The organism is Acidobacteriota bacterium (genome assembly GCA_039030395.1).
GTDB lineage: Bacteria > Acidobacteriota > Thermoanaerobaculia > Multivoradales > JBCCEF01 > JBCCEF01.
The window spans coordinates 59822-85580 of sequence record JBCCEF010000011.1 but is presented as its reverse complement, the minus strand read 5'-3'; the positions used below and the strand labels follow the sequence as shown (position 1 = coordinate 85580).

The 25759-nt window shown below is 64.9% G+C and carries 23 protein-coding genes; 15 read left to right on the top strand and 8 right to left on the bottom strand.

What is annotated here, in order from left to right; all coding sequences use genetic code 11:
• The first annotated feature begins 80 nt into the window (after positions 1 to 80).
• Complete coding sequence (locus AAF481_12250) at positions 81 to 329, top strand: hypothetical protein (protein ID MEM7481937.1); 249 nt, start codon at positions 81 to 83, stop codon at positions 327 to 329.
• A gap of 24 nt (positions 330 to 353) precedes the next feature.
• On the opposite strand, the gene AAF481_12245 is transcribed toward AAF481_12250, so the two are convergent.
• Positions 354 to 1130: a hypothetical protein gene (locus AAF481_12245; GenBank protein MEM7481936.1), complete on the bottom strand. Its 777-nt coding sequence runs from the start codon at positions 1128 to 1130 to the stop codon at positions 354 to 356.
• 55 nt (positions 1131 to 1185) lie between these two features.
• The gene (locus AAF481_12240; protein ID MEM7481935.1) at positions 1186 to 2175 is read right to left on the bottom strand and encodes a LamG domain-containing protein; all 990 of its coding nucleotides are present in this window, start codon (positions 2173 to 2175) and stop codon (positions 1186 to 1188) included.
• Between the two features lie 246 nt (positions 2176 to 2421).
• On the opposite strand from AAF481_12240, the gene rraA reads away from it, so the two are divergent.
• Genes rraA through AAF481_12200 form a run of 8 tightly spaced genes read left to right on the top strand, consistent with a single transcriptional unit; the run spans position 2422 to position 10309 of the window.
• Positions 2422 to 2922 carry a ribonuclease E activity regulator RraA gene (rraA, locus tag AAF481_12235; protein ID MEM7481934.1) on the top strand — a complete coding sequence of 167 codons (501 nt, stop codon included), beginning with the start codon at positions 2422 to 2424 and terminating at the stop codon, positions 2920 to 2922.
• A gap of 12 nt (positions 2923 to 2934) precedes the next feature.
• Positions 2935 to 3936: a TauD/TfdA family dioxygenase gene (locus AAF481_12230; GenBank protein ID MEM7481933.1), complete on the top strand. Its 1002-nt coding sequence runs from the start codon at positions 2935 to 2937 to the stop codon at positions 3934 to 3936.
• Positions 3911 to 5056, top strand: coding sequence for an ATP-grasp domain-containing protein (locus tag AAF481_12225; protein ID MEM7481932.1), 1146 nt, complete (start codon positions 3911 to 3913; stop codon positions 5054 to 5056). The genes AAF481_12230 and AAF481_12225 overlap by 26 nt, the downstream gene beginning before the upstream one ends.
• Entirely contained in the window at positions 5053 to 5193 is a 141-nt protein-coding gene (locus tag AAF481_12220) for a hypothetical protein (GenBank protein MEM7481931.1), read from the top strand. The genes AAF481_12225 and AAF481_12220 overlap by 4 nt, the downstream gene beginning before the upstream one ends.
• Positions 5190 to 6410, top strand: a complete 1221-nt coding sequence (locus tag AAF481_12215; GenBank protein ID MEM7481930.1) for a CaiB/BaiF CoA-transferase family protein — start codon at positions 5190 to 5192, stop codon at positions 6408 to 6410. The genes AAF481_12220 and AAF481_12215 overlap by 4 nt, the downstream gene beginning before the upstream one ends.
• The gene (locus AAF481_12210) at positions 6407 to 7690 is read left to right on the top strand and encodes a hypothetical protein (protein ID MEM7481929.1); all 1284 of its coding nucleotides are present in this window, start codon (positions 6407 to 6409) and stop codon (positions 7688 to 7690) included. Before AAF481_12215 ends, AAF481_12210 begins: the two co-directional genes overlap by 4 nt.
• Positions 7691 to 7747: 57 nt before the next feature.
• Positions 7748 to 7972 carry a DUF5132 domain-containing protein gene (locus tag AAF481_12205; GenBank protein ID MEM7481928.1) on the top strand — a complete coding sequence of 75 codons (225 nt, stop codon included), beginning with the start codon at positions 7748 to 7750 and terminating at the stop codon, positions 7970 to 7972.
• 39 nt (positions 7973 to 8011) lie between these two features.
• Positions 8012 to 10309, top strand: a complete 2298-nt coding sequence (locus tag AAF481_12200) for an ABC transporter ATP-binding protein (GenBank protein MEM7481927.1) — start codon at positions 8012 to 8014, stop codon at positions 10307 to 10309.
• A 7-nt stretch (positions 10310 to 10316) separates the two neighbouring features.
• Here AAF481_12200 and AAF481_12195 read toward each other — a convergent pair whose 3' ends face one another.
• Positions 10317 to 10547, bottom strand: coding sequence for a DUF4430 domain-containing protein (locus AAF481_12195; GenBank protein MEM7481926.1), 231 nt, complete (start codon positions 10545 to 10547; stop codon positions 10317 to 10319).
• 90 nt (positions 10548 to 10637) lie between these two features.
• Here AAF481_12195 and AAF481_12190 point away from each other — a divergent pair, with 90 nt between their 5' ends.
• Together AAF481_12190 and AAF481_12185 are read left to right on the top strand one after the other, a co-directional pair.
• Positions 10638 to 11279, top strand: a complete 642-nt coding sequence (locus AAF481_12190; GenBank protein ID MEM7481925.1) for a tyrosine-protein phosphatase — start codon at positions 10638 to 10640, stop codon at positions 11277 to 11279.
• Between the two features lie 163 nt (positions 11280 to 11442).
• Entirely contained in the window at positions 11443 to 13410 is a 1968-nt protein-coding gene (locus AAF481_12185) for a hypothetical protein (protein ID MEM7481924.1), read from the top strand.
• 56 nt (positions 13411 to 13466) lie between these two features.
• Here AAF481_12185 and AAF481_12180 read toward each other — a convergent pair whose 3' ends face one another.
• Positions 13467 to 13784, bottom strand: a complete 318-nt coding sequence (locus tag AAF481_12180) for a VOC family protein (GenBank protein ID MEM7481923.1) — start codon at positions 13782 to 13784, stop codon at positions 13467 to 13469.
• A 321-nt stretch (positions 13785 to 14105) separates the two neighbouring features.
• Between AAF481_12180 and AAF481_12175 the strand changes: the two genes are divergently transcribed.
• Entirely contained in the window at positions 14106 to 18191 is a 4086-nt protein-coding gene (locus AAF481_12175; GenBank protein ID MEM7481922.1) for a DUF3857 domain-containing protein, read from the top strand.
• Positions 18192 to 18402: 211 nt separating this feature from the next.
• Here AAF481_12175 and AAF481_12170 read toward each other — a convergent pair whose 3' ends face one another.
• Positions 18403 to 18648, bottom strand: a complete 246-nt coding sequence (locus AAF481_12170) for a LamG-like jellyroll fold domain-containing protein (protein MEM7481921.1) — start codon at positions 18646 to 18648, stop codon at positions 18403 to 18405.
• A gap of 110 nt (positions 18649 to 18758) precedes the next feature.
• Positions 18759 to 19211 (bottom strand): SRPBCC family protein, encoded by a 453-nt coding sequence (locus AAF481_12165; protein ID MEM7481920.1) that lies wholly within the window; start codon positions 19209 to 19211, stop codon positions 18759 to 18761.
• Between the two features lie 71 nt (positions 19212 to 19282).
• On the opposite strand from AAF481_12165, the gene AAF481_12160 reads away from it, so the two are divergent.
• From AAF481_12160 to AAF481_12150, 3 genes are all read left to right on the top strand, one after another.
• Positions 19283 to 19648, top strand: coding sequence for a VOC family protein (locus tag AAF481_12160; GenBank protein ID MEM7481919.1), 366 nt, complete (start codon positions 19283 to 19285; stop codon positions 19646 to 19648).
• 28 nt (positions 19649 to 19676) lie between these two features.
• Complete coding sequence (locus AAF481_12155) at positions 19677 to 20507, top strand: alpha/beta fold hydrolase (protein MEM7481918.1); 831 nt, start codon at positions 19677 to 19679, stop codon at positions 20505 to 20507.
• A 68-nt stretch (positions 20508 to 20575) separates the two neighbouring features.
• On the top strand, positions 20576 to 23056 hold the full coding sequence (locus AAF481_12150) for an oligosaccharyl transferase, archaeosortase A system-associated (protein ID MEM7481917.1): 2481 nt from the start codon (positions 20576 to 20578) through the stop codon (positions 23054 to 23056).
• Here the strand turns inward: AAF481_12150 and AAF481_12145 are convergent.
• Positions 23050 to 23784: a hypothetical protein gene (locus tag AAF481_12145; GenBank protein MEM7481916.1), complete on the bottom strand. Its 735-nt coding sequence runs from the start codon at positions 23782 to 23784 to the stop codon at positions 23050 to 23052. The two genes, AAF481_12150 and AAF481_12145, sit on opposite strands and share 7 nt — an antisense overlap.
• A 6-nt stretch (positions 23785 to 23790) precedes the next feature.
• Positions 23791 to 25716, bottom strand: coding sequence for a hypothetical protein (locus AAF481_12140; protein ID MEM7481915.1), 1926 nt, complete (start codon positions 25714 to 25716; stop codon positions 23791 to 23793).
• Between the last annotated feature and the right edge of the window lie 43 nt (positions 25717 to 25759).

Sequence of the window (25759 nt, the reverse complement as noted above, 5' to 3'; positions counted from 1 at the left end):
CTTCTCGTCTTTCGCCTGGGCGAACCGGCGAATCGCCGTCACCCGCTCACTTTGCCCGATGGGAGCCTCAACCTTAACGGATGACCCGCGGGGCTGACTCCATGGACGGACCGTGGGTCTCCGAATCGACCCACGGAAAGGCCTTGACCAGCGAATCGCGGGAGCCGGTGACCTCTGTGGCGGCGGACTTCGTCGACCTCGACGGTGGAAAGACCCGGGTCACCCTGGTGCAGGATCGGCTGAATCCGGAATTCGTCGAATACGTCAAGGCGGGCTGGAGCGCGGCCTGCGGCAGGCTCGATCGCTTGTTGATGGCCGACGCGTCCTGAGGCCGACGGCAGGGCGAGGTGGGGTCAGCCCCAGATCTTGCCCTCCAATCTCTCCGTGTCGGTGGGCGTTGGGAGGGCTGAGAACTCAGCCCGCCGCTCGCACATCGCGAAGGCCGAGACGGCGGCGTCGAAGGCGTCGTCAGAGCACTGGGCCTGGATGCGCTGCATGCGGTCCATGGTGAACTCGGGGTGATCGTCAAGGAACTGCACCCGCGCTTCGAGGCTGCTCTTATTCAACGCCGTGCCGTAGAAGAGCCGCGGGTAGATTTCGACCACCAGCGGTAGCTTTGGCGGATCGAACGGCCAAATCGAAAAACCGGCCTCCTGGAGGTCCGCCAGGATCGGCATGCCCCGAATCGAACCGGGACCGACTTGGGTGGCTCCAACGAGCTTGAAGACGGTCTCGGGCGACAAGCCCTGCTCCCGGAGTTCGATGTCGGTGGCTCGAAAGGCGTTCGAGGGCTGCGGTCCTTTTCTGTAGAACGGTTTGCAGGGTTGCTCAGCCAGCCATTGGTCGGCGTGGCGCTCCGCCTGCTTCCAGAACTCGGTAGCCGACGAGCAGCCGCATTCTCGAACGAACCACTTCGGACAGGAGAAAGCGAAGTCCAGCCCAACGACCAGATCCGATTCCTCTCGCCCGATCTCGATCAGCCGGTCTCGCGCCTGCTCTCGGCTTCTACCGTTTTCCAGAGCTTGCATCTCTCCGGCGGCATCGGCCTCCGCCAGCCAGATCTTCTTCCTGGAGCCGTTCTTCGCGCCGGACCAGTCGACGGCTACGAAGTGTTGGGGAATCGCCGTCATCGCGTGCCTGTCCCGATGCCGAATCAAGGGTCGGATCTCAAGGCGTCACTCCTGACTACGATCCAAGCTCTCCGCTTTCGAACCCGTCGGCGAAGAGCAAGCCCACGGGGAAGCCTTCCGCCGACCAGATGCCCGGCTGGGGCTGGAGGAGGGAGAGGCAGCGCGTCGGCGCGAGGGCGTCGCACGCGGTGGTGCCGCCGCCCTCTTCGAAGGGAAACCAGCCGACCAATCCGGGTTCCGTGCCGTCCACCGCGGAGCTCCAGGTGCCGGCGACTTCCGCGGCGGTCTTGGCGCGGGTCCAGAAACGCATCTCGTCCACCAGGCCCTTGAAGTCCTCGTACTGCGACAGCACTCCGATCGCCGCTTGTTTCTCGGCACCGAAGAACCAGCCTTCCTGACCGCTCGGGAATCCACTCCAGCCGGACCACCAGATGGTCATGTCGGTGCGGAGAGAGCTCTCTTCGCTGGCGATCAGTACGCCATCGATAAAGAGCTCCAGCCGCGCCGCCGATATGGGTACGAAGCGGCGCACCAAGGTCAGGTGGTGCCAGGTGCCGGTGAGGAGCGAGGGAGTATCGCTGGCGGGGAAGGCGCCGATCGACCAGTGACCTCCGGGGCCGGCGTTCGCGCCATCGCCAAAGAGCCAGCGCACCCGGCCTCCGCCGTAGAACTGGAGGCTCATGGTGCCGTCCTGGAACGAAGCGTTGTTGTGGCCGTCGAGGAGGAAGTTGCCCTCAAACCACCAACCGCCGCTCGAATACGGCGGATGGTCGGCAGCGCACCAGTGGGTGAGCTGGCCCGCTCCGGCGCAGTTGCCCACCGGGAAGCTCGCATCCGGCTGGATCCACAGTTCGAAGGTGAATTCGCCGTCGCCAAAGTCCGGCGGCATGGCGGTCAGTAGGCCGTAGTCGTGCTGGTTCGGTGCGTTGGCGAAGAATGCCAGGCTGTCCGCCTGGCTCGCCGTGCCTGGGATCAGCCAGCAGGCCATACAGCAGGCGATGGTGAAGGCCGCGGTGGGTGGTCCTGTTCGGTGCGTCGAAGCCATCGCTCTCACTCTGGAGTCAGGGGTCAGAATCGGGTGGGGCCTCCCGGGCCGCCGGATATCTCCGGAGATCTCGATGCATCGTATCTCGGCGCTCCGTCAGCGGTCAGCCGGTGTACCCGGCGACGGAGCAAAGTGGTCGCCCGAGAGAAGTCGCGTAGTTTCCGAGCGGATCACTTGTAGGTATTTCATTGGTATGCTATATCTATTGATTGTAAAATTGACCATAATGATTTAGAGGATATTTGTATGTCTTTGGAGGGTACTCCTCTCGATTTCGCCACGACGGATCTCTGCGACCAATTCCCCCGCCGGGTTCAGCCCGCCGATCCGATCTTTGGAGACTACGGTGGCCTCCCCACCTTCGCCGGCGAGATGACGACCGTGAAGGTGCTGGAGGACAACGTTCTGGTCCGCCGACTGCTCGAGAGCGACGGCCGCGGGCGGGTCCTGATCGTGGACGGCATGGCATCCCTCGCCTGTGCCCTTCTCGGCGACCGGCTCGGCGGTCTAGCGGCGGAGAACGGCTGGTGCGGGATCGTGTTGAACGGATGTATCCGCGACTCCGCCCAACTCGGGAAGATTCCCATCGGCATCCGGGCGCTCGCCGCCCATCCCCGCAAGAGCGGCAAGCAGGGCCTAGGAGATGTCGGAGTACCGGTGGCCTTCGCAGGAGTGGTCTTCCAGCCTGGCCACTTCGTGTACGCCGACCAGGACGGTCTTCTGGTTGCCGCTGAAAGACTGCACTAGGGAGGCCCAGCCATGAAAGTCCGCTCCATTCCCACGGCAGATTGTCAGTCCTACGACGACTATCTACGTCAGCGCGAGACGGTCCGACGACTGCTGGAGACGAGAGGCTACGTCCTCATCCAGGCCTGGGACGCAGAGCTGGAAACCCTGGAGGCGATCGCCGGCGTTTTGGGGGTGACCCAGTACCACGTTCGAGCCGGCGAGCGCGGCGTCGTCGGGGAGGGCGAGGCGCGTTTCGGGAGCTGGCGGTCCCACGGCGGGGAATACCAGGGAACCACGGAGGAGAGCTTCCCGCCCCACACTGATGGTTCCTTCTTGCTCGGACTGTTTCCCGAAAACGGCGTCATGAGGTCGGTGCGGCCGCCCAAACTCATCTTGCTCCAGTGTGTGCAGGCGGCAGCGGAGGGAGGAACCAATACCCTGGTGGACGGTCAGGAAGTCGTCTCGAGCCTCTTGGAGCGCGAGCCGGAGATGCTGAGGACGCTGATGTCGGCAGGTTGCGTCGCCTTCTGCCGCGACGATCAGCTAGCCGTGGGCGGACCGGTGTACTCGCAGCGCCGACCGGGCGCTCTCGGTATGCGTTTTCGCTTCGACCGGGCCACCTACGTCGCGCCCTGGGCCTACCAGGCGGTCGAGAGGCTCCATGTCGGCTATCATCAGAATGCAGAGTACACGCAGCGAGTCCATCTGGCTCCGGGCCAGATCCTGATTGTGGACAACCTCCGGGTCCTCCATGGCCGGGACGCTTTCCGCTGCGGCGACGGAAGCGTTCGGAAGTACCGGCGGATCTGGATCGCGGACGAGGGCGAGGAGTTTCTGTCGCCACTTTCGCGAGAGGAGGTGCCGCGCGCCCTGGAGCCCTATCGAGCGTATGAGAGGTTGCTCCGGCCGCCCAACCCGGACGCGATGGAACTCCAGCTCGGCATCAAGCTCGAGCCTCACCAGGAGCGACTCCTCGAGAGCCTGACGTCGAGTCGAGATTCGACCCATGGAGCCGCCCTTGCTACCCATTGAGCCTGTGGCCGTCCTGCACCAGGCGCTGAGGCCACCGCTGATCGGCGGTGTCGCGAAACCGAAGAAGCCCGGGGGCTACCGGGACAGTAGCGCGGACATCGCGTTCGGGCTCGCCGAGCGCGGGATCCGCGTAGTGACGCCGGTGGAACGGCCGAATCCCGACCACGACGACGATTGGTCCTTTCCCGACACCGCCGCAGGGATCGACCAGGCGGTGACCCTCGGCGCGCGGACTCTGTGGGCGAACACCGTTCTGTACTCGACACACCCACTGGCAGAAGTCCGGCTCCGGTTGGTGGCACAACGGCCGGCGGACGTCGAGCGCTACGACGACAAGGTCACGACCAACGGCCTGCTCGAGCGTCGGGGCTGTCCGGTTCCGAAATCTCTGGTGGTTGAGGGTGCGGGAGTCTCCGACGGCGATTGGGTGGAGCGGCTCCGGCGGGCCCTGCACGCGCGGGAGATGGAGTTTCCGCTGGTGGCGAAGCCGATCCGCGGCCGGGGCAGCGAGGGCGTCAGCAAAGTCGAGTCCCTGGCCGAGCTGCGCTCGGCGGTCGAAACCCTGTGCGCCGCCAGGAGCCGCCATGATGGGGTCGAGATTCCGCGCTACGGGGATGCCGTATTGGTCGAGGAGTTCTTGCCCGGGCGGGAGCTGACGGTGACGGTGATGCCTCCCGGAAGCTACTCGATCGCAGGCTCCGAGGTTGTTCGCGACTCTCACTGGGCCCTGGGTCCGGTCGAGAGATTCAGTCACCGGGACGGCATCGCGCCGTACAGCGGCGTCGTCGCCGTGGCCGCCAACAGCCGGCTCCTCGACGCCGAGGAGCTGGCCGACGAAAGCGTGCGGCGGAATCAGCGCCACTGTGAGTCGGCGGCGCGCGCGATCGATGCTCGGGCGCCGATCCGGATCGACTGTCGGGAAGACCGGGACGGCGCGATAAAGCTCTTCGACCTCAACATGAAACCGAACATGACGGGTGCGGGCCGCCCGGGTCGCGACGATCAGAACGGGCTGAGTTCGATTGCCGCCCATACCGTCGGCTGGAACTACCGGGACCTTTTGGTCAACATGCTGCGCCAGGCGTGGACCGCGGAGCCAACCCCGCAGGATCGACGATGAGCCCGGTGGCGAAACGGCGGATCCAGGGCTCCTGCGGCCGGCCGCAGGAGCCCGCCGCCGACGGGGAGCGCGAAGCCATCGCCGTCGGGCCGTGGCTTGCCCCGTCGAGTCCGCGATCTTCGGAGCGCCCAGGATGACCGCCACGGCCAAAGACTCCTCACGCGGCGGCGAGCGGCGGCCGCTAGAGGGCCTGCAGGTGGTCGAGTTTGCCCACGCCATCATGGGTCCGGCCTGCGGGCTGGTGCTGGCCGACCTGGGAGCGAGCGTGACCCATGTAGAAGTGCCTTCCGGCGACCCCACCCGCCGGCTTGCCGGCGGCGGCAAGGTCTACTTTTCCCTCTACAACCGCAACAAGCGGAGCCTCGCCGTCGATCTGAAGCGGGGGGCGGGCCGTGAGATTGTCCGCAAGCTGGTGCAGCGATCGGACGTCGTCGTCGAGAACCTCGGACCCGGCACGATGGAGCGTGCGGGCCTGGGCGAGCGCGAGCTGCGCGGCCTGAACCCGGAGTTGATCTATTGCTCCTTGAAGGGCTTCTTGAGCGGCCCCTACCAGGACCGCCACGCGATGGACGAGGCGGTTCAGATGATGAGCGGCTTGGCGTACATGACCGGGCCGCCGGGCCGTCCGCTACGCGCTGGAACCTCGGTCATCGACCTCACGGCCGCCCTGTTCGGCGTCATCGGCGTCCTGGCCGCTCTGCTCGACCGCCCGCGCCGCGGCGGGGGCCAGGCTTTCCGGGCCTCGCTCTTCGAGACCGCGGTTTTCCTCATGGGGCAGCACGTCGCCGCCTCCTCGCTGTCGGAGGCGCCGGTCGACCCGATGCCGGCACGGGTGCCCACCTGGTCGGTGTACCAGCTCTTCGGTACCGCGGACGACGAGCCGATCTTCATCGGTATCGTCAGCGACCGTCATTGGCAGCGGTTCTGTCGGGCGTTCGGCCGGGAGGATCTGGGCCGGGACCCTCGGCTCGCCACCAACCGGTTGAGGGTCCAAGCGCGCGAATGGTTGATCCCGCAGATCGCGGCCTTGGTCGGTGGGCTGCCGGCCTCCGAGGTCACCCGCCGGTGCGAGGCCGCCGGTATCCCGTTCGCTCCGGTGGCGACCCCGGGGGACCTGCTCGACGACCCTCAGCTTCGGCAGCCCGCGCGCCTGTTGCCGGTCGAGGTGGACGGCGGCCTCGCCCGCGCCCCAACCCTGCCGATCGAGGGCGAGGCCTTCGGTTGTGCCTCCGGGCTCCAGCCGCCGGAGGTCGGTGAACACACGGTTGAGATCCTGAAAGAGCTCGGGTACCCCGAGTTGCAAATCGGCGAACTGATTTCCCAGGGCGTCCTGGGCGAACCGGTGAAGGCATGAGCGAGATCGCTTCGACTCCCCCTGCGCCGGGCCGGGTAGTGAGCCCGCCACAGGTGTCGGGAGCCATCCGGCACGACCTGGTGCTCGAGGACACCACCCTGCGCGACGGCGAGCAGATGCCGGGCGTCGCCTTCTCCAAGCAGACCAAGCTCGCCCTGCACGATCTGCTGGTGGCGGCGGGCGTGCGCTGGCTGGAGGTCGGGGCCGCGGCGATGGGTGGCGAAGAGCTGGACTACATGCGCGCCCAGATCGCGCACGGCAGCGACGCGACGCTCGTCGCCTGGAGCCGCGCCATCCGCGCCGACGTCGACCAGTCGCTCGACCTGGGCTACCGGGCGGTCCACATCGGGTTCCCGGTCTCCCGCATCCTGTTGCAGGCGAGCGTGGGACGGGACCGCCACTGGCTACTGACCCGGCTCCGGGAACTCGTCGGCCATGCCAAGGACCGCGGCGCCTTCGTCTCCGTCAGCTCCGGGGACTCGGCGCGGGTGGAAGACGATTTCCTGCTCGAGTACGCCGGGGTCGCCCGCGAGGCCGGCGCCGATCGCCTGCGGATCTCCGACACCACCGGCGCGTTGACGCCGGAGGCCTACTACCGCAAAGTCGGGAGGCTGGCCGTCGCCTGCGACATCGACCTCCACTGCCACACCCACAACGACTTCGGTTTCGCCACCGCCAACACCATCGCTGGCCTGCACGCCGGGGCGCGCTACTTCCACGTCACCGTCAACGGAATCGGCGAGCGCGCCGGGAACGCCGACCTGGCGCAGACCGCGGTCGCCCTCAAGCATCTCCACGGACGCGACGTCGGGATCGTCGAACGCAAGCTGCCGGCGCTCAGCGCTGCGGTGGCTCGGGCGAGCGGCTATCGGGTCCAGGCGCACCATCCGATCGTCGGCAAGAACGTCTTCACGCACGAATCGGGGATCCACGTCAACGCGATGCTCAGCGACACGAAGACCTTCGAACCGATCCTCGCGCCGTCAAAGGTCGGCCGGCGCCGGCGCTATGTCCTCGGCAAGCACTCCGGCCGCCGCCTGTTGCGCGAGATGCTCCGGCGCCGCGGCATCGAAGCCGGTGAGGACGAGCTGATCCACTGTCTCCGGGAGGTGAAGGCGCTCGCGGTGGCGAAGCGCGGCTCGGTCAGCGAGCGGGAGCTGCTGGAGATCTATGGCCAGCCGGCCGGGACGTCAGCCACGTCGGCTGAACCCGTGGCCGAGAATGCCGAGCTGGCGGCGGAGCACCGGCCAGCCCAGGCCGCAAGCGAGAGCGACGAATGAATGAGAGACAACCTTCGAATTGACTTCGGATAGACCAAGCAAAGAGAGGAGACGAGCATGTGGCAACAAGCGACAGCGTTTTTACTGGGAGTGGTGGCGGCGCCGGTGGCGGGAGGGATCTTGCGCCCGCTCACCAGGGAGTTGATCAAAGGGGTGATCCTCACTAGCCAGCAGGTCAAAAAGGTCGCCCACGAGGTGCGGGAGGATCTCGAAGACCTCACCGCCGAGGCTGCCGCCGACATCTCGGAGGCACCGGCCAAGCCCAAAGGGCGGCGGAAGTGAGCCCTCGCCCGTTGGGAGTGCCCTTGTCGGAAACCGTAAGTGGCTGAGGTCCTGACTTTCGAGAAACGCTCCGTTGGAGCGGCCGCCAGGGCGGTCCGCGAGGGCCGCGGCTCGCCCGTCCGGCTGTCGCGGCGCTCAGCAACCCCGGGCCGCGAGCGATGGGAGATCGAAGGCTTCGCCGGTAGGCCGGGGGTGTTGGCTCTGGTCTCGGAATTGGTGGCCCGGCACGAGGGTGTGAAGGAGGCCACGGCGAACCCGGTCACCGCCCGGTTGCTGGTCCGGTTCGACGAGAGGATCCGCAGCCGGCAGGTGGCGGAGGCGGTACGGTCGGCGGTGAGAACCGCAATGAAACGCCTGGCGGCGGTCGTCGGCGCGGAGGGCGGGTCCGGACACGAGCCGGCGGCGCCGGTCGGCACGGTCGCCAAGCTGGCCGCGGCGGCCTTGGTGGTGCCAGCGGCGCTGCTGATGGCGGCGAACGCCTCCGGACCGGTGCTCCTCGGTGCCGCGGTCGCGGCCACCGCCGTCACCGGAGTCGTGGCCTGGCGCCGCCAGGCAGCGGCAAGATCGTCGCCGACGCGCGGGGTCCTCCGCCGCCTCTACGAGCATGCGAGGCCGCACCACCGTCAGTTCTACCTGGCTGCAGCGAGTTCAGTCCTCAAGAAAATCTTCGACCTCGCTCCGCCGATCCTGATTGGCCTCGCCGTCGATCTCGTCTCCAACCGGGGCTCGGTCGTCCTGGCGGGCCTCGGCATCGCCGGGGCTGTGCCCCAATTGCTGACTCTGGCGGGCGTGTCGATTGCCATTTTCGTTCTAGAGTCGGCGTTCGAGGTGGCCTACAAGCGGCTGTGGCGAGACCTCGCCCAGAGGATCCAGCACGACCTCCGCGTCCAAACCTATGAACATCTCCAAGCGATGCGCCTGGGCGACCTGCTGGACGAGAATGCCGGAGACCTGGCGACCGTCCTCAGCGACAACATCAACGATCTCGAGACCTTCCTCAACGAGGGCGCTCACGATCTTTTCGAGATGACGACCAATGTCGCCGTCGTCGCCCTGATTTTCTTCTTCGTCTCGAGCAAGGTGGCGTGGGTCGCTCTGTTGCCGATCCCGCTGATCGTCTGGGTCACCCTGCGGTATCACCGCCAGATCGGTCCGCTCTACGCACGGATCAAGGAGCAGGCGGGAGTCGTCAGCGGTCAGCTCGTCGCTAACGTCAGCGGCATGTCGGTCATCCGCAGCTTCACCGCCGAGGACAACGAGAGAGACCGGATTCAGGCCATCAGCCAGGAGTACCTGGAACGCAATCGGCCGGCAATCCGGCTCTACTCGCTCTTCGAGCCCGGTATTCGGATGCCGGTTCTGGCCGCGTTCTCCGGCGTTCTCGTCGTCGGCGGTCTGCTCGGCCTCGCGGGCACATTGACGGTGGGCCAGTATGCCCTCACCCTCTACCTGATCCAACGCTTCCTCTTCCCCTTCGCCTTCCTCGGCGAAGCCGTCGATCTCTACCAGCGGGCGATGGCGAGCATGGCGAGGGTGTTCGCCGTGCTGGACCGGCCGATCGACGTCGACACCGGGGATCGTGCTCTGGCCGTTTCAGAGGTTGCGGGCGAGGTGATCTTCGATCGCGTCACCTTCGCCTATAGCGGGAGAGACCCAGTCCTCGCCGACTTCGACCTGCATGTTCCGGCTGCCAGCACGATCGCCATCGTCGGCACCACCGGCGCCGGCAAGACCACCTTGGCGAGGCTGCTGCTGCGCTTCTATTCTCCGGATTCGGGGAGGATTTCGATCGACGGACTCGACATTCGCAGCGTGCGGGTCCGCGACCTGCGGCAGGCGATCGGGCTGGTCAGCCAGGAGATCTTCCTGTTCGATGGCACGATCCGGGACAACATCGCCTACGGTACTTTCGATGCTCCTCTGGATGCCATCCAGAACGCTGCTCGCCTGGCGGAGGCGGAGGAGTTCATCGAACAACTACCCCAGCGCTACGACACCCTCGTCGGCGAGCGGGGCATGCACCTTTCGGGCGGGCAACGCCAGCGGCTCTGCCTGGCCCGCGCCATCGTCAAGGACCCTCCGATCCTGGTGCTCGATGAAGCGACCGCCTTCGTCGACAACGAGACGGAGGCGGCGATCCAGCGCTCGCTAGAGAAGATCTCCGTCGGTCGCACGACGATCATCATCGCCCATCGGTTGTCCACCGTGCGGAGCGCGGATCTCATCTACGTGATGGGCAGCAATGGCAGGATCCTCGAGACCGGACGACACGACGAGCTGATCCAAATGGGCGGCCCCTACTCCTCCCTGTGGAGGGTGCAGACGGGCAACGGGTAGCCGGCCGTCAGGCCATCGTCCGCTGGCCGAGGCCGAGCCACTCGAGGAGTTCGACCCCGGCCGGTGCTTTCGCCTTGGCGTCTGGATCGGTCGCCTGGCGGAGGCCACTGCTGATGTGCATGTATTGCCAGACTACGACATCCCCGGCGGACAGTCGGTAGACGCCGAAACCGACGTTCGAGTTTTGGTCGTTGACCAGGTAGACCCAGGGGTGGCGATGTGAAGGAAGACGTCTCATCCGTTTCAAGAATCTAGATTTCTGTTTGGATCGGAGATCCCGTAGCCTTGGGAGGTCGACTTTCACGGCACCCTCTCCGAGGAACTCACCATGGGACGAATGATCTTGATCCTGGCCTTGATGCTCGTGGCCCTGCCGGTGGCCGCTCAGGAACCGGCGCGACCGGCGGACTGGGCGGAGCCGATGGAGCTCGACGGAGTGCCCAACCTTCACCGGGTCAGCGATCGTCTGTACCGCAGTGCACAGCCTTCCGCCGAGGGCATGAAAAACCTGCGGGAGATGGGCGTTGAGACGGTGGTGAACCTGCGCTCGTTCAGTTCGGATCGCGACGAGATCGGGGACACGGGACTCGGCTACGAACACATCTACATGAAGGCGTGGCACCCGGAGCGGAAAGAGGTGGTCCGTTTTCTGACCATCGTGACCAGTCCCCGGCGCACACCGGTGCTAGTCCACTGCCGCCACGGTGCCGACCGCACCGGCACGATGGTGGCCCTGTACCGGATCGCGGTCGAGGGCTGGAGCAAAGAGAAAGCCCTACAGGAAATGACCCAGGGCGGCTACGGCTTCCACAAGGTGTGGAACAACCTTCCGCGCTGGATCCGCAATCTGGACATCGAGTCCATCCAGCAGGAGGTTGGGATCGAGCCCGGTCCGCCGAGGTCCGCCCCGGTTTCGAGTGCGGAAGACCTGGTGGGCACCAGGAAGATCGACCTTCGCCCCACCCCCTGAGCGGAGCCCTCCCAACAAGACTTCGCCAGTAGTCAGGTTCGGTCAGTGGCTTCGCCGGACGTGGTGATGCAGTGAACAAGTTTGAAAAATTTCAAGCATTTGGGAGTTGGGTGATCCATTGTCGGCCGGGAGCCGGAGCGAATCGAAGGGAGGTAAGGTTTGAATGAAAAGGATCTTCAAGGTTCCCGCAGGCTCGGCTTTGCTCATCGTGCTTTTCGTGGTGCCGGTTGCTCAAGCGCAGGATATTTGGAAGAGCGGCGGGCCTTTTGGCGGTTTGATCGTCGACCTCGAGGTCGATCCGAACGATGCGTCGGTCGTCTTCGCGGCGGCTTCGGGCAAAGGACTCTTCAAGAGTGTGGACGGTGGGGCGACTTGGCAGCGCAACGTCAGTGCTCCGGACACCGCTCGGGCCCTGGCCGCGGATCCGGACACGCCGGGGGTGTTCTATCTCGGCTCTTTCGGCGGTGTCTTCCGAACCGCTGACAGCGGAGGGAATTGGACCGAGATCACCCTGGGTTTGCCGGCATCAGAAGGTTTCTCCTTGCTCGAGCTGGCGCCTTCCGACCCCGATGTTCTCTATGGGGTGATTTCCGGCCAGGGGATTTTCCGCACCAGCAATCAGGGGACGCTTTGGACGGACATCAGCAGTGGCCTGGGCGGCTCGAACGTCACCGAGCTGGCGGTCGATCCCCAGATTGCGGATGTGCTCTATGTCAAAGCCGGGTCTGATCTCTTCAAGAGTGTCGACGGCGGGTCGACCTGGGCGCCGCTCTCCAACGGCCTTCCCGGTGGCCTTCTCCTGGCCTTGGCGATCGACCCCAACAACAGCAACACGGTACTCGCCTCGTACTTCATCAGTGGGATCTACCGATCTCTCGATGGTGGGGCGAGTTGGACTGCGTTGGTCAACGATCTTCCGGAAGCGCCATCCCTCTTGCGCTTTGATCCCCGACAGGCGGGGACTCTCTTTGGCCGGACGTTTCTGGACCCTGCCTTCTACCGCAGCTCCGACGGGGGGAGTTCTTGGTCTCTGGCGATGAACGGCTTGGTCGAGCCGATGGTGGAGGCGGTGGCCTTCGGGGCCGCTGCTTCTGACGATCTGCTCGTGGGCACGCGCTCACACGGTGTCTCCATTTCGACCGATGGTGGCGCGAACTGGGTCTCCAGCAATGAAGGTTTGTCGGCTCTTTCGGTTCGAAAGCTGGCCCATGATTCCTGCAATCGCAACCTGGTGTACGCGGCTTCCGAAGGCGGTCTGTACAAGAGCATCGATGGTGGCAACTCGTGGAGCTTCGCAAGTCAAGGGCTGACTCACCTCGACGTGCGGGATGTCGTCGTCGATCCGCAGATGTCCCACATCGTGTATGCGGCGACGAATGGCGGGGGTGTCTTTCGAAGCGACGATTCCGCAACCACCTGGGTACCCATCAACTCAGGACTGACCGAGACTCAAATCAGGACTCTGGCGGTGGCTCCGTCGGATCCCCAGATCGTCTTTGCGGCGGCTTCTTCCGCTGTCTTCAAGAGCACCGACGGAGGCGCGAACTGGAACTCCATCGGGCCCGCGTTTCCGTCCGGTTTGCTCGCACCTATCGTAGTCGATCCATTGGATTCCGATCATCTCTTCCTGGGAAGTAGTATGGGAGTTTACGAGTCTCAGGATGGCGGTACCTCCTGGGGGACCCGCAACGATGGCCTGACGGAACTCAGTGTGAGTTCCCTCTCCATGGATCCCGTCGACCCTCTGAAGCTCTTGGTGTCGACGTCGAATCTGCTGTTTCAGACTGCGGACGGCGGTGCGCTCTGGACCGAGATCACCTCATTGCCGTGGAATTCGCCGGAGGTTGGTTTGATCGATCCTCAGGGATTTCCCACGCTCCACGCCATGAGCCACAGTTCCGCCACCTCACGGGCGGCCACCAGCTTCGATGGGGGCGCCACTTGGTCCGAATTCAATGTCGGGCTTCCAGGTCTCGATTTCCAATTGGACCTCTCCATGAACCCGTCCAATTCAGGGCGGCTCCTGGCTGCGACTACGGCCGGCGTCTTTTTCCGCGACCTGGCGATCTTTGTCGACGGCTTCGAGTCCGGCAATACCTCCGCCTGGTCGAGCGTCACGCAGGAGCCCTGAAGCGGATCTGGCTTCGGCGTTCCCGAGGGCTCACCTTACCCCTCCTGCCGAAGCCGCTAGGGGTATCCGGCCAGCCACGCCTTGGCCTCGGGCAAGAGGTAGGCGGGAATCGCCCAGGCTACGTGGTAGACCGGCTGTTGCCCGGCCGGTGCCTGGGTGAGGTGCATGCGGGTGCCGCCGGCATGCACCCGCACGGACTTCGCATCGCTCTCCACCCGCAGGCCCATCACATCGCTGTAGAAGCGTGCCTGGGCGGCCAAGTCCGGCGCCTGTAGCTGGAGCGACAGGATGCACCGCGCGGTGGACGGCGGAGCCTCCGGCGAAGCGGCCTGCTTCGCCGCGTCTGCCTCGAGTCCGAACCAGGCCGCCGCCAACGCTGGCTCCCAGGCTTTGCAGGAAGGTTCGGCGGTTGGAGAGGACCGGTCCAGCCGGTTGTCGGGTAACCCATGAGGTACCGTTCGCTGTCTTGCGCTCTGGGCTTCTCCTCATTGATAGACCCACGATACCGGAATCAGTGAAGGGCCGGCCGGTTCGCGCGTGGACACCTTGGATGGTTCCTTGGTTCTGAATTATGGTGAAGAAACTCCGGCCCTTTGCATCTAAACCGAATGGGTTCCGTCGGGACTCCCGTTTTGCGAGACTGGACCGGCAACTTCCGTCGATTTTCATAGAAGACCTCAACCGGGAATCCCCTTATGCGAAATGCACTCTTTGCCCTTTCCTGCGTCGCCGTGGCTCTCTCGCCGGCTGCCGCTCTCTGCCAAGAGGCGGTCGCCCTCTGGGATCGGCCTCCGTTGGAGGCCGGGGTGGACGAGGTGCTCCAGGCTTTTGCGGCCCTTCCAGAACCGGAAGAGGCGGACGTTCAGTTCCTAACCTCGCAGAAAACGTATAGCTTCGACCACATGGGTCGCCTGACCCTGACTCGGCACACCATTTTCAAGATTCTTACCGAGGAAGGGTTAGACCGCTACGCAACGGCTCGGCTGTCCTACTCTCCGTGGCATCAGGCTCGACCGGAATTTGGCTATCGTGTGATCGCTCCGGAAGGGACCGAAAGTCCACTCGATACCACCACTCTCTCGGAGCGTCCGATCGCCTCGGAGTCAGTGGACATTTTCGAAGATCGGCGGGTGGTCGAGGCCCCTCTGCCGGCGGTGAGGGTGGGATCGATTGTCGAGGGCGTTCGGGTGCTGTCGGACCTGGAACCGTTCTTCTCGGCCGGAACGGTTCATCTGAGCTACCTCCAGTCCTCCTCTGGACCGATCCACTTCTTCCGCACTCAGGTGGAACATCCTGAGGATTTGGCGCTCTCCTTCGTGGTGCGCAAGTGGGAAGACCTGAAGCCGGAGAAGGCGCAGGACGATGGTGTGATCCGCTATCGGTTCGAGGCCTTCGACCTGCCGCGATCGGAGAGCCCGGTCTCCGGTCTGCCCCCGGAATTGTCGCGCTGGTCGTATCTGGGGCTGACGACCGCTCCGAGCTGGCAGGCGGTGGCGATGGCCTACAGCGAGCTGGTCGAATCGCGCCTGCAGGAGCAGAATCTGCCGCGCCGGGTCGGGGTTGAAAAGGGTGCGACCCGGCAGGAGAAGATCGAGCAGATCCTCGAATGGACCCATGACCAGGTGCGCTACACCGGACTCGAGCTCGGTGCCGCGGCGATCGTGCCGGTGTCGCCCGAAACGACCCTGGCGAGAAGCTATGGCGATTGCAAAGACAAGTCCACCCTCCTGGTGTCCCTATTGAGGCGCGAGGGCATCGCCGCGCAGGTGGCCCTGCTTCGGGCCTCATTGGGCGCTGACCTCGATCCTGATCTGCCGGGCCTTGGGCAGATGAACCACGCGATCGTCTATCTGCCGGAGGACGATCTGTGGATTGACCCGACGGATCCCTTCAGCCGGGCCGGTGAGCTGCCTGCTCAGGATCAGGGGCGATGGGCGCTGATCGCTAGCGAATCCACCACGGAACTGGTGCGGACTCCCTCCAGTACGGCGGACCAGAACACGGTGCGGATGGAGGTGCGGGTGCAGCTAGGGTCTCAGGGGCCCGCTTCTCTCACCGAAGTCAGCACCTATGGCGGCGCACAGGAAGGAGCGATACGAGCCAACTTGCAGTCTTTGACGGACGACCAACTGCGGGAAGTCTACGAATCGGTCACCGAGTCGCGCTATCTGGCCGAGGAACTCGGCGAGGTGGAGGTCTCCTCGGCCGACGATCTGTCGGTGCCGTTCCGGACGGAATTGTCGGCTCGCAAGGTCGGCCGCGGGGTGACCGCGATCGACGATGCGCTGTACGCGATCCTGCCGATCGAAGTGCTTTCCGATCTGCCGGACAGCCTGCTCACGCCCCGCCCGGAGGACGACGAGCCGCGAACCGAAGACTTCGATTTCGGGGTGCCCTTCTCGACCGAAGTGAAGTTCGATCTGCGGGCTCCGACGGGGATGGTGGTGCGGGAAGTGCCGGCGACGGAGGAGATTCTCTGGAAGGGAGGGCACTTCCGAAAAGTGTTTCAAGCGACCCCGACGGGTCTTGAGGCGGTGTATTCCCTGCGGGTCGGGGAGCGAGTCCTCAGCGGAGACGAGTTCGAGAGCTTGCGCTCCCAGATCGCCGATGTCGGCGAGGAGGCGGACATCGTGTACTTCGATCACTCCGCCATCGCGAGCCTGGCGGCGGGTCGTACCCTGGAGGCCGTTGCGAGCTTTCAAGAGTTGCTGCGGCAGGATCCGAAAGACGCCGTCAATCGCGCGCGCTTCGCACGGGTGCTGGTGGGCTTGGGGATGGGAGCCGAGGCCCGTCGAGTCGCCGATGAAGCGGTGAGACTGGATCCGGAATCGTCCCTCGCTCTGCGCGCTCGTGGTGAGGTGTATCAGTATGACGAGATCGGCCGCCTGTTCGGGCCTGGAGCCGATGTGCCTGCGGCGCGGCAATCCATGGCGCGGGCGGCGGAGCTGGACCCGGAGAATCAGTGGATCCGCCAGATCCACGCGATTCTTTTCGACTACGACGACGCGGGGCACCGGTATTCGTCGTCGGCGCCTCTCGAAGAGGCCGTTGCAGCCCATCGGGCCTATCGAGAGGACTTCGACAACGCCCTCGACGTCAATCTGTTGTCGGCCCTGTTTGCCTTGGATCGATTCGAAGAAGTGGTGGCTGAGGCGGTCGACGTTGCCGAAGATCCGGCACGTAACTCCCTTCTGGTTTCCGCTTTGGCCGTCACCGAAGGGGCCGATGCGGCCCTTGCCAAAGCGGAGCAGTTGACGCGCAATCAAGAGGAATTCACCCAATTGGTGTCCGACGCCGCGAATCGGCTTCTCGGCGCGCGGCAATATCCGGAAGCGTCACGGGTGTTGGCGCGGGCGGCGGCGGGAGTCGGAGACCCGACCACCGTCCTGAACCAGGCGCGCATTGTCGGCAAGATGGAGCCGCTGGCTCTGACCGGGGCGCCGACGACGATCGAGGTGCTGTCGCAGCAGCTACTGGCGGCGATCTACGTACCCGAAGTGGATGTTGAGAGCCTTCGTCCTCTACTCCATCGGAGACTGCTGGAGCACCTGGACGAAGCCGGCCCGACGGGTGTGGAGGATGCCTTCAAGGGCGAGTACGCGGGAACCAAGGTTCCTGAGAGTATGCGGCAGGAGGCGTTCGTCGATCTGGCCATCGCCTCTTGGGATCTCGCCGTAGAAGGAGACGAAAAGCGAGGGGCTCGCGTGACCGTGACGAACAGCCGTTTCGGTTTCTCTACGTCATTGGTCTACTTTGCGAAGTTCGGTCCCGAGGGGCCGAGAATCATTGCGACCTTGACGTCGCTGAGTCCGGTGGCGGACCTGGTCCTCGATCTCCTCGCCGAGGATCGGTTGGAAGAAGGGGCGCACTGGCTCGCCTTGATCGGCGAGCTTTTCGAGGATGTCTCCGTGTCCGAAGATCCTCTCCAGGCTGATGCTCTTCTGACATTCTTTCCCTCCGCCGAGGAGCGCTCGCCGGAAGTCCTACGACTCGGCGCTGCCGTGACCTATGCCTCTACCGGCGATTGGGAATCGACGGTGTCGGCGGCGGAACCGCTCCGCAAAGCGGAGTTGGCGCCGGACCAAAAAGCGATGGCCGATCTGACGCTGGCCACCGGCTATCTCTCCACGGATCGATTCGATTCAGCACAGGAACTATTTGAATCCTTGGTCGAGCGCTTTCCAAGCTCCGAATCCGGCGTCGCGGGATTGGCGGAGGTGCATCTGATGAAAGGCGACTGGGACAGCCTGGAGCGTCTGGCCCGGCCCTATCTCGAGAGTTCCGACATGAAGGCATTGGGATGGCTCATGTTGCAATCCGTGGCCGTCGGACGGGGCGATCGGGCCGCCGTTCAGGAGTCCGTAAGAGCACTCGAAAGCTTGGACAAAGCCGATGGCCTCATCTACAACAATGCCGCCTGGGCCGAGTTGTTCGTCGAACCGGTTTCGGAAGAGGCCCTCAATCTGGCGCTGCAGGCGATGGACGATGAGGCGGCACCCAGCCCCGCTGTCTTGCACACCGTGGCGACGGTGTTTGCCTCGTTGGACCGGCCGCAGGAAGCGTACCGGGTGATGCTGCAAACCCTCGCCAGCCGTCAGAGCATCGAGGTGGAGACAAAAGACTGGTACTGCTTTGGGCGTATCGCCGAAGCCTACGGCCTGAACGAAGCGGCCCTCCGTTTCTATCACCGCGTCGAGCCGCCTGAGAGTCCGACTGGCATGTCGACTCACGAGCTGGCCCGGCGGCGGATCGCGGCGTTGACGACTCCCGAGGTGAATTGAGGCTTTTCGCTCTCCGACGGTCGTTCCCTACTGAAGAGTGGATCTCCCTCCGCTCGATCCGTCACGGGACGGCGAGGCAGGAGACTGCTGCGCATCGAACTGAGCGGCATGCGCTGACCTTGGGAACGCCACCGCCGGAATCCTGCACCTGAAAAAGAAGGGCCGGCGGAGGGCTCCGCCGGCCCGATCGACCTTCATCCCGCGGAAAGGGTTATGAGCAGAGTCCCGCCGCTCGGCGTATCTCCACTTCGCTCAACGCCCGGTTGTAGACCTTGACGTCGTCGATCTCGCCGACGGAATGCTGGTCCGCCGGCGAGCTGTTGAGGTGCCGGGCGCCGGGGGTCCAGGTCGAGTGACTCGCACCCGCGGTCTCGGGGACCGGGACCGCGCGGGTGCCGGCCGGCACGCCGTTGACGTAGATCCGCGCTCCGGCGGCGCGCGGCCCGGCACGCACCACTTTTCAACTACAGATGTAGGTGTTCGGCCGCGCCTGGGGGGTTTAGTGGCGGGTGGATCGAGAGGTCAAGTCCCCGCCTTCGGAGTGATGGAAGGCGGTGGCAGAGGGGGTCAGGTTGCCTTGGCCTGCTCCTCGCAATAGGCCTTGACGGCGTCCATGTCGTCGGCGAGTGCTCGCTTCACGGCGCCGGCGATCAGCGGGTTGACGATGCGCGCCAGCAGCTTGTGTGGCCGCCCTTCCATGGTCAGGGTGAGAACCGACGCCGAGTCGCCTTCGGGGTGTACCGTGAAAACCGAGTCCCACACGGTGCCGTGGCTGTCGGCCACCATCCGCACCCGCTCTGGCGGCTGGTACTCCGCCACCTCGAGTTCCGTCGTCGCCTCCCGGCCTTTCATCAAGCGGGTCTCCCGAAAGCGGGTTCCGACGCCGGAACGCTCTTCGGTGAGGAACTCGACCTCGGTGATGTGGGGCACGGCCTGCGAGAAATGGTCGATCTCGGAGACAGTCCGAAACACCAGCTTCTGCGGCGCTTGGATGGTGCGGCTGTCGGTCATCGTCGTCATGGCGGCTCCTTTTGGACTCTGTGGGATGCTGCCGAACCCTACCAAAAGCGAAGTGGTAGCGTGCCTCCATCATGAAAGCGCTCTTCACCTCCTTCCCCGCCTCGGACTACTCGGCGAGCAAATGCTTCTACGAGGAGGCGGTGGGGCTGCCGATCCTGCGGGAGTTCGTGGGGGAGCCGCACTGTTTCACCAACTATGACTTGGGCGGGATGATGCTCAAGGTGTACGAGTGGCTGGAGCCCTACTATGGGAGCGGGCATTCCGGATTGTTCATCGAGACCGAAGATCTGGACGGAGCGGTGGCCCGGATCCGGGAGTTTGGCGGCAAAGCTACGGTCATTGAGGTGCATGCATGGGGCGGTCGCTGCTCCTCGGTGACGGATCCCTTCGGCAATATCTTCGATCTGATCGATGCGGCGCAGAAGGGCGACGTTTGACCTTGGGACTCGAGCGAGGAGAAAGAGCATGACCTCGGAAATCACCAGCGACTTCGTAGAGGTGTCCGGTCTTCGCCTTCACTTCACCCAGGCCGGGGAAGGCGAGCCGGTTCTGCTGCTCCACGGCTGGCCCACGTCGTCGTACCTGTGGCGCAACGTGATGCCGCCGATCGCCGCCTCTCACCGGGTGATCGCTCTCGACCTGCCTGGCTTCGGGCGCTCCGACAAACCGCTCGATGCGAGCTACAGTTTTCGATTCTTCGAGCGGGTGTTGACGGAATTCTTGGATGCCCTGGAGATCGATCGCCTCAGCCTGGCGGTGCACGATCTCGGTGGCCCCGTCGGCCTGTTCTGGGCGACGGCTCACCGCGAGCGGGTGCAGTCCCTCGCGCTCCTCAACACCCTGGTCTACCCCGAGGCTTCCTGGGCGGTGAAGGCGTTTGTTCTGGCCGTGAGCCTGCCGGGTCTGCGGCGGATGGCCACCAGCCCCTGGGCCTTGAAGAAGACGATGCAGGTCGGGGTGCGAGATCGCCGCAGATTGGCGCCGGAAGTGATCGAGCAAGTCCAGGCGCCGTTCCGATCTCCGGATGCGCGCACCGCCCTCGCCAAGACCGGCCGTGGGCTCAGTCCCAAAGGCTTCGTGAGCATCGCTCGGAAGTTGCCGGAATTCGACTGTCCGGTGCGCGTCGTCTACGGCGCCCGCGATCGCGTGCTGCCGGATGTGGCTCGCACCATGGAACGGGTGAAGAAAGATCTCCCCCAGACGGAGGTCACCGCCCTCCAGGATTGCGGTCACTTCCTGCAGGAGGAGCGGCCCGAAGACGTTGGCGCCCTCCTCGCCGAGTTCTTCGCCCGCTGAGACCTGGTGGCCTCATCGCGATGACGCCGGGAGCTCTTCCGGCGATCGGCTAAACTCGTAATCATTCGATGAGTAGAGCAGTCCCTCCTGGCGCTCTGTCACCTCGCCTGCCCGGTCGCGGTCGTCGCGATGTGGGCTGGCTGCTGGTGATCGTCTACACGGCGATTCTGGTGCGGGTGTATCCGGCCTTTTCGAATGTCTTCGGCGGGCCGGCGGTGGCCTTTCAGGGCAACGACGCTTGGTACCACATGCGACTGATCGATCACCTGGTGGCGAATTTCCCGCACCGCCTGACCTTCGATCCCTACGCCCTTCATCCGGGCGGGCAGGCGGTGTCCGTGGCGCCGCTTCTCGATCTGCTGATTGCCGGAATCGCCTGGGTGATCGGATTCGGGGCACCGTCGGAGCGGCTGGTGGAAACGGTGGCTGCCTGGACGCCGCCGGTCCTCGGCGCTCTGACGGTGCTGCCGGTCTACGGCATCGGGCGGCGTTTGCTGGATCGCCGAGCGGGCCTTTTCGCGGCGGGGCTCCTCGCCGTTCAGCCGGGGCAGTTTCTGCTGCGCTCGATCCTGGGGTTCGTCGATCACCACGTGATGGAGGCATTGCTCAGCACCCTGACCGTGTGGTTGGTGCTGCTGGCGTTGGAGGGCACTCGAGACGGGCGGCGACCGGCGCACGGCGTCGCGGCCCTGGCGGGCCTCGCCCTCGGTGGATATCTCCTCGCCTGGGGGAGCGGTTCGCTGTTCGTGGCGGTGCTCGTCCTGTGGTTCGTCCTGCAGATGATCTGCGACTTGTATCGCGACCGGCCGGTGGCTCCTCTGATTTGGCTGGCGGTGCCGATGGCGGTGACCGCCGGGGTCGTGCTGGTGCCCTTCGTCCGGGTACTCCCGGGAGTGGGGCTCCATCTGGCGGCCTTGGCCGGTCTGGCGGGGGTGCCCTGCGCCCTGGCCGGGCTCGCTTCATGGGCGCGACGCTTCCGGCGTCCGCGGGCCGCCTTCTCAATATTGGCGGTCTTTGCCCTGGCCGGTGCCTGGTGGATCCTGGTCGGCTTCCAGCCGGCGGTGGCGTCGAAGATCCTGGTCAGCATCGGCCGTTTCCTGCCGTCCGATGTCGGGCGGACGGTCTCCGAGGCCCAGCCGCTCCTCGGCGGCGCCGAGAAACCCCTTGAAGAGGTGTGGAGGCAGTACCGGGCGGCCTTCGCCCTCGGTCTGGTGGGTTGGGTGGTTCTGATCTGGCGGGTGTTGCGGCGAGGAAAGGGGGAGGAGCAGGTCGGCGATCTGCTGCTGCCGGTCTGGAGCCTCGCGATGTTCGCCGCCACCCTCGGCCAGAACCGCTTCGGCTACTACCTGGACGTCAATCTGTGCCTGCTGATCGGTGGGCTATGCAGCGTCATCCTAGCCCGACCTTCTCACCAGCCTTCTGCTGCGAGGTCGGATGCGCCTGCATCTGCGGCGTCTTTTGGCCTCTCCACTCCTCGACGTACTTCGAGTACGCCTGCGTCGCTTCGAGAACCAAATTCCTTGCAGCTACAGGCGCCTGCGCCCTCTCGCGACGAAGTTGGTGAGAAGGTCGGGCTAGGGCCGATGGGCCAAGCTGGGGGCCGGAGGAAACATCGCGTCCTGCGCGCGGCCGGCGCCCTGGCGGTCGCCCTGGCGGCGTTTCTGCCGACCCTGCAGCCGGTGATCGAGATTGCCCGTTCGCCGCGCGGTCCGGGGTACGAGTGGTGGGCGGCGCTCTCCTGGATGCGGGAGAAAACGCCGGAACCCTTCGGCGAGGCGTCGGCCTATCTCGCGCCGGCGACGGAAGAAAACCTCCCCGCCGATGGCTACGGCGTGATGGCCTGGTGGGACTATGGCTACTGGATCACCCGCATCGGCCGGCGGGTGCCGGTGGCGAATCCGACCCAGGCCGGAGCGCGGACGGCGGCGCGCTTCTATCTGGCGACGGACGAAGCGACCGCCATGGGAATCCTCGACGAGGTGGGCGCCCGCTACGTGATCGCAAACTTCGACCTCGCCCTCTGGCTCGATCCCGGCGGCGGCTCCTATGGCCTGTTCGATGCCATGGTGCCCTGGTCCGGGGAGGATCGGTCACGGTTCTACGAGATTGTCTGGTTGCCGGGCCCGGAAGGCGAGTTGTCGCCGGTGTACGCCTTCTATCCGGCCTTCTACCAAACCATGGCGGTGCGCCTCCATCACTTCGCCGGCGACGCCATCGAGACGCAGCACAGTTCCTTCATCGTCGCCTTCGAAGAGCGCCCGAACCCGAAGGGTGAACAGCAGAAAGTACTGACGGAGATCCATCCGTTCGAGACCTACGAGCAGGCGATGAGTTTCCTCGCGGAGCACCAGGACGACCGCTACCGGCTGGTCGGGCGCGATCCGCACTACCCCTGCCTGCCGCTCGAAGCCCTCGACCGCCTGCGGCAGGTCTACCAGTTCCCGAGCGCCGAAGCCCTCGGGCCGCAGGTCGTGCCGCAGATTCGGGTCCTCGAGTACTCGCCCGGGGAGACGGACTGGGCGACAGGCCGTCTCCATGCGTCCTACTGAGTCCGCACCCCGTAGATCTTGAGGCTGGCGTTGAGAGAAGACGGTTCGAGGGTGCTGCTGTTGGTCTGGCGAATGAAGACCTTGGAGACGTTGTTGCGGACCTGCGGGTAGGACATCGGGGCGCCGTCGATCTGGACCATGTTGCTCGGGTCCAAGCTGAAGGTCAGGGTCACCGGATTGCCGGTGCCCGGCTGCACAACCTGAGGCTTCGCGCCGTACTGCGAGATGTTGAGGCGTAGTGGGCTGCTGCTGTTGAAAAAACCCGACGTCAGGTCCGGGCGCGGCCCTTGGGTGAAGCCGTTCTGCAGGATGAAGGTCAGATTCAACGGCATGTTGGTGGGGTTCTGCACGTCGACCTGGACGGCGCTGACCTGCGAGGCGTTGCACTTCCACTGCTCGCTGTTGAACACCCCGAGCTTCGGGGTGTAGGGAGTGACGATGTTTTGGAACGTGGTGACCAGGGTGCCCTGCTGAGCGCTGGGAATGCGGCTCTGGATCAACAGGTAATCGCCGCTGGCGTCGCTTTCCTGCGCCGGCGCGAAGCCGAGCGGATGGAAGGTGCTGTAGCGGTTGGTCCAGTTGTCCGTTCCGGTGCTGAAGGTGTCGTTCAGGTTGCCGCAAGGGGCGATCGAACCGGCGGTCGTCCCGTCGCCCTGGGAGGAGACGACGACGGCGGCGGTGATCAGGCCCGCGAGGGCGATCTGGCTCAGGATCTTGAAGGTCTTCATGTCGCTCTACTCCCCACCGAAGCCGTTGGCGGTTTCCGGTTTGGACCCCGATTGGCCTCGCTTGAGCACGAAGCTGAAGTCGTAGCCGGCGGACTGCGAAACCCCATGGCAGCCCATGCAGCCACCCATGTTGAAGACCGCGCCGTAGGCCAGGGGTTGATTCGCCGGATTCGGCTGGCTCGCCATGCGGTGATACCCGGCGTTGTACAGGCTGCGATTGAAGGTGATGGCGTTGTTGGCAACATAGTTGGCCCGGGAGCCGTTCCGGCCGTGCTGGTAGCCGTCGGTGGGGGTAAACGCTGCCGGGATATTCACGTTCGCGATGCCCGGCGGCGTACCCTGGAAGTTCTGCAGGCCCCAGTTCGTCTCGACCACCAGGTTCGCCAGGTAGAAGGGCTGCCCGAAGTCCTCGAACGGAGTGTTGCAGTTCGTCGAGGTCGGGTTCTGGTCACAGCCCGGGCGCGCGTCGAGGGGGATGAACTGGGTGCCGATCAGGCGATAGTTGCACCACACTGGGGGATTCGCTCCAGAGCAGCCGAAGGCGTTGTGGAAGTTCTGATTGGTGGTTTGGGTGCCGGAGAGGATGCGACCGGCTTCCCGCTTGACCGGAATGAGACTGCCGTTGAGCGGCGGGTAGTAGCCGGCCGAGACGTTCTGGCCGCTGGGAACGACGCCGCCCAAGAAGAAGTTGGAGTAGGAGAACCCGGCGGTTTCGTTATCGTCGTGTTCCCAGGTGGCGTACAGGTAGTAGGGCTGGCCGACGGTCTTCTGGATGATGTGGAAGCCGATCAGACCGAAGGTGCCGGTCTCCAGACAGATTCCGCCGGGCACGTTGTCGTTCGAGAGGTAGTAGATGGCTTCGGTGGTGTGGAAGTCCTGCGAGTTGATCTCGGCCTGGGTCAGCAGTTTCCAGCCGGACTTGGTCTGGATGGTGCCGGAGACGCAGGGATGGTCGCTCAAGTTAGCGTTCTCCGCCACGCACTCTTCCACTCGATAGTTGGGCGCCGTGGGATTCAGCGCCTGGTCGAAGTACGAGGCGCACTGGTTGCTGGAAGCGTCGCGGAAACCGCGGCAGGGGAAATTGATGGTCGGCACGCCGGGCATGCCGTTGGCGGCGGCGAGGGGGGTGGCGACGGAGTCTTGGAACAGGCCCTCGATGCGGGTGTAGGTGTAGTAGTCGTAGTTCAGCTTGACCTCGAACAGCAGGCTCTGGAGATTGCCGTTGACGGTCTCGAAGACTTGCGGCTCCACCGCCGCGCCGGCCACTGCGCCGGTGACGCTGGCGTTGGGATTGGCCTGGGAGGGAACCTCCAACGCTTCGTCGAGGCTGTTGGCCTTGGTGACGGCGCCGAGGGTGCGGTGGAAATCGTCGGGCGTCACGTTGGATCCGGGACAGGTCACGATCGGTGGAACGTAGGCGTTGTTGCCATAGTCCGTAGGGCCGTTCCAGGTCGGCGGCGTGGGTGGGTTCGGAGTGGGTGGAGCGCTCAGATTGGTGCCGTAGAAGAACAGCTCGCGCTTCTCCCGCCAGCTCTCCCACACGCCCACGTCGTCGTAGGCGGCGCCCAGGAAGGTTTGGTTGTAGTCCGGGAAGCCGCGGGCAAATTGCGGCGAGGTCTGGTTCGACGGAATCCTCGCCGGCCAGTTGAGAGCGATGAAGCTGCGCCAGGCGAAGCTCTCGTAGTCGGCGGCGGACGGGGTGTCGGTTTGGAAATTGTAGGTCGGTAGAGTGTCCGGCAGGGCGGGACAGTCGACCACCACCTGATCGATCGGTTGGGTGCACTGCTGCTGATAGTAGGCGATGGAGTTGGTGCCGACGTCCGGCTTGTTGTTGCCGGTCGTGCAGGCGAAGTGAACGTAGGCCGTAATCAACAGAATGAGCAGCGGATACAGCGTCCATTGCCGCCAGCTCCTTGGCATGCCGAGATTCATCTCGCCTCCCATTCGTCTTGGACGAAAAGTTTTTGAGGAATGT

Bases quoted from the DNA above. Each gene is read 5' to 3' on its own strand.
- AAF481_12250 (MEM7481937.1), top strand. From the start codon at position 81: ATGACCCGCGGGGCTGACTCCATGGACGGACCGTGGGTCTCCGAATCG.
- AAF481_12245 (MEM7481936.1), bottom strand. From the start codon at position 1,130: ATGACGGCGATTCCCCAACACTTCGTAGCCGTCGACTGGTCCGGCGCG.
- AAF481_12240 (MEM7481935.1), bottom strand. From the start codon at position 2,175: ATGGCTTCGACGCACCGAACAGGACCACCCACCGCGGCCTTCACCATC.
- rraA (MEM7481934.1), top strand. From the start codon at position 2,422: ATGTCTTTGGAGGGTACTCCTCTCGATTTCGCCACGACGGATCTCTGC.
- AAF481_12230 (MEM7481933.1), top strand. From the start codon at position 2,935: ATGAAAGTCCGCTCCATTCCCACGGCAGATTGTCAGTCCTACGACGAC.
- AAF481_12225 (MEM7481932.1), top strand. From the start codon at position 3,911: ATGGAGCCGCCCTTGCTACCCATTGAGCCTGTGGCCGTCCTGCACCAG.
- AAF481_12220 (MEM7481931.1), top strand. From the start codon at position 5,053: ATGAGCCCGGTGGCGAAACGGCGGATCCAGGGCTCCTGCGGCCGGCCG.
- AAF481_12215 (MEM7481930.1), top strand. From the start codon at position 5,190: ATGACCGCCACGGCCAAAGACTCCTCACGCGGCGGCGAGCGGCGGCCG.
- AAF481_12210 (MEM7481929.1), top strand. From the start codon at position 6,407: ATGAGCGAGATCGCTTCGACTCCCCCTGCGCCGGGCCGGGTAGTGAGC.
- AAF481_12205 (MEM7481928.1), top strand. From the start codon at position 7,748: ATGTGGCAACAAGCGACAGCGTTTTTACTGGGAGTGGTGGCGGCGCCG.
- AAF481_12195 (MEM7481926.1), bottom strand. From the start codon at position 10,547: ATGAGACGTCTTCCTTCACATCGCCACCCCTGGGTCTACCTGGTCAAC.
- AAF481_12190 (MEM7481925.1), top strand. From the start codon at position 10,638: ATGGGACGAATGATCTTGATCCTGGCCTTGATGCTCGTGGCCCTGCCG.
- AAF481_12185 (MEM7481924.1), top strand. From the start codon at position 11,443: ATGAAAAGGATCTTCAAGGTTCCCGCAGGCTCGGCTTTGCTCATCGTG.
- AAF481_12175 (MEM7481922.1), top strand. From the start codon at position 14,106: ATGCGAAATGCACTCTTTGCCCTTTCCTGCGTCGCCGTGGCTCTCTCG.
- AAF481_12165 (MEM7481920.1), bottom strand. From the start codon at position 19,211: ATGACGACGATGACCGACAGCCGCACCATCCAAGCGCCGCAGAAGCTG.
- AAF481_12160 (MEM7481919.1), top strand. From the start codon at position 19,283: ATGAAAGCGCTCTTCACCTCCTTCCCCGCCTCGGACTACTCGGCGAGC.
- AAF481_12155 (MEM7481918.1), top strand. From the start codon at position 19,677: ATGACCTCGGAAATCACCAGCGACTTCGTAGAGGTGTCCGGTCTTCGC.
- AAF481_12150 (MEM7481917.1), top strand. From the start codon at position 20,576: ATGAGTAGAGCAGTCCCTCCTGGCGCTCTGTCACCTCGCCTGCCCGGT.
- AAF481_12145 (MEM7481916.1), bottom strand. From the start codon at position 23,784: ATGAAGACCTTCAAGATCCTGAGCCAGATCGCCCTCGCGGGCCTGATC.
- AAF481_12140 (MEM7481915.1), bottom strand. From the start codon at position 25,716: ATGAATCTCGGCATGCCAAGGAGCTGGCGGCAATGGACGCTGTATCCG.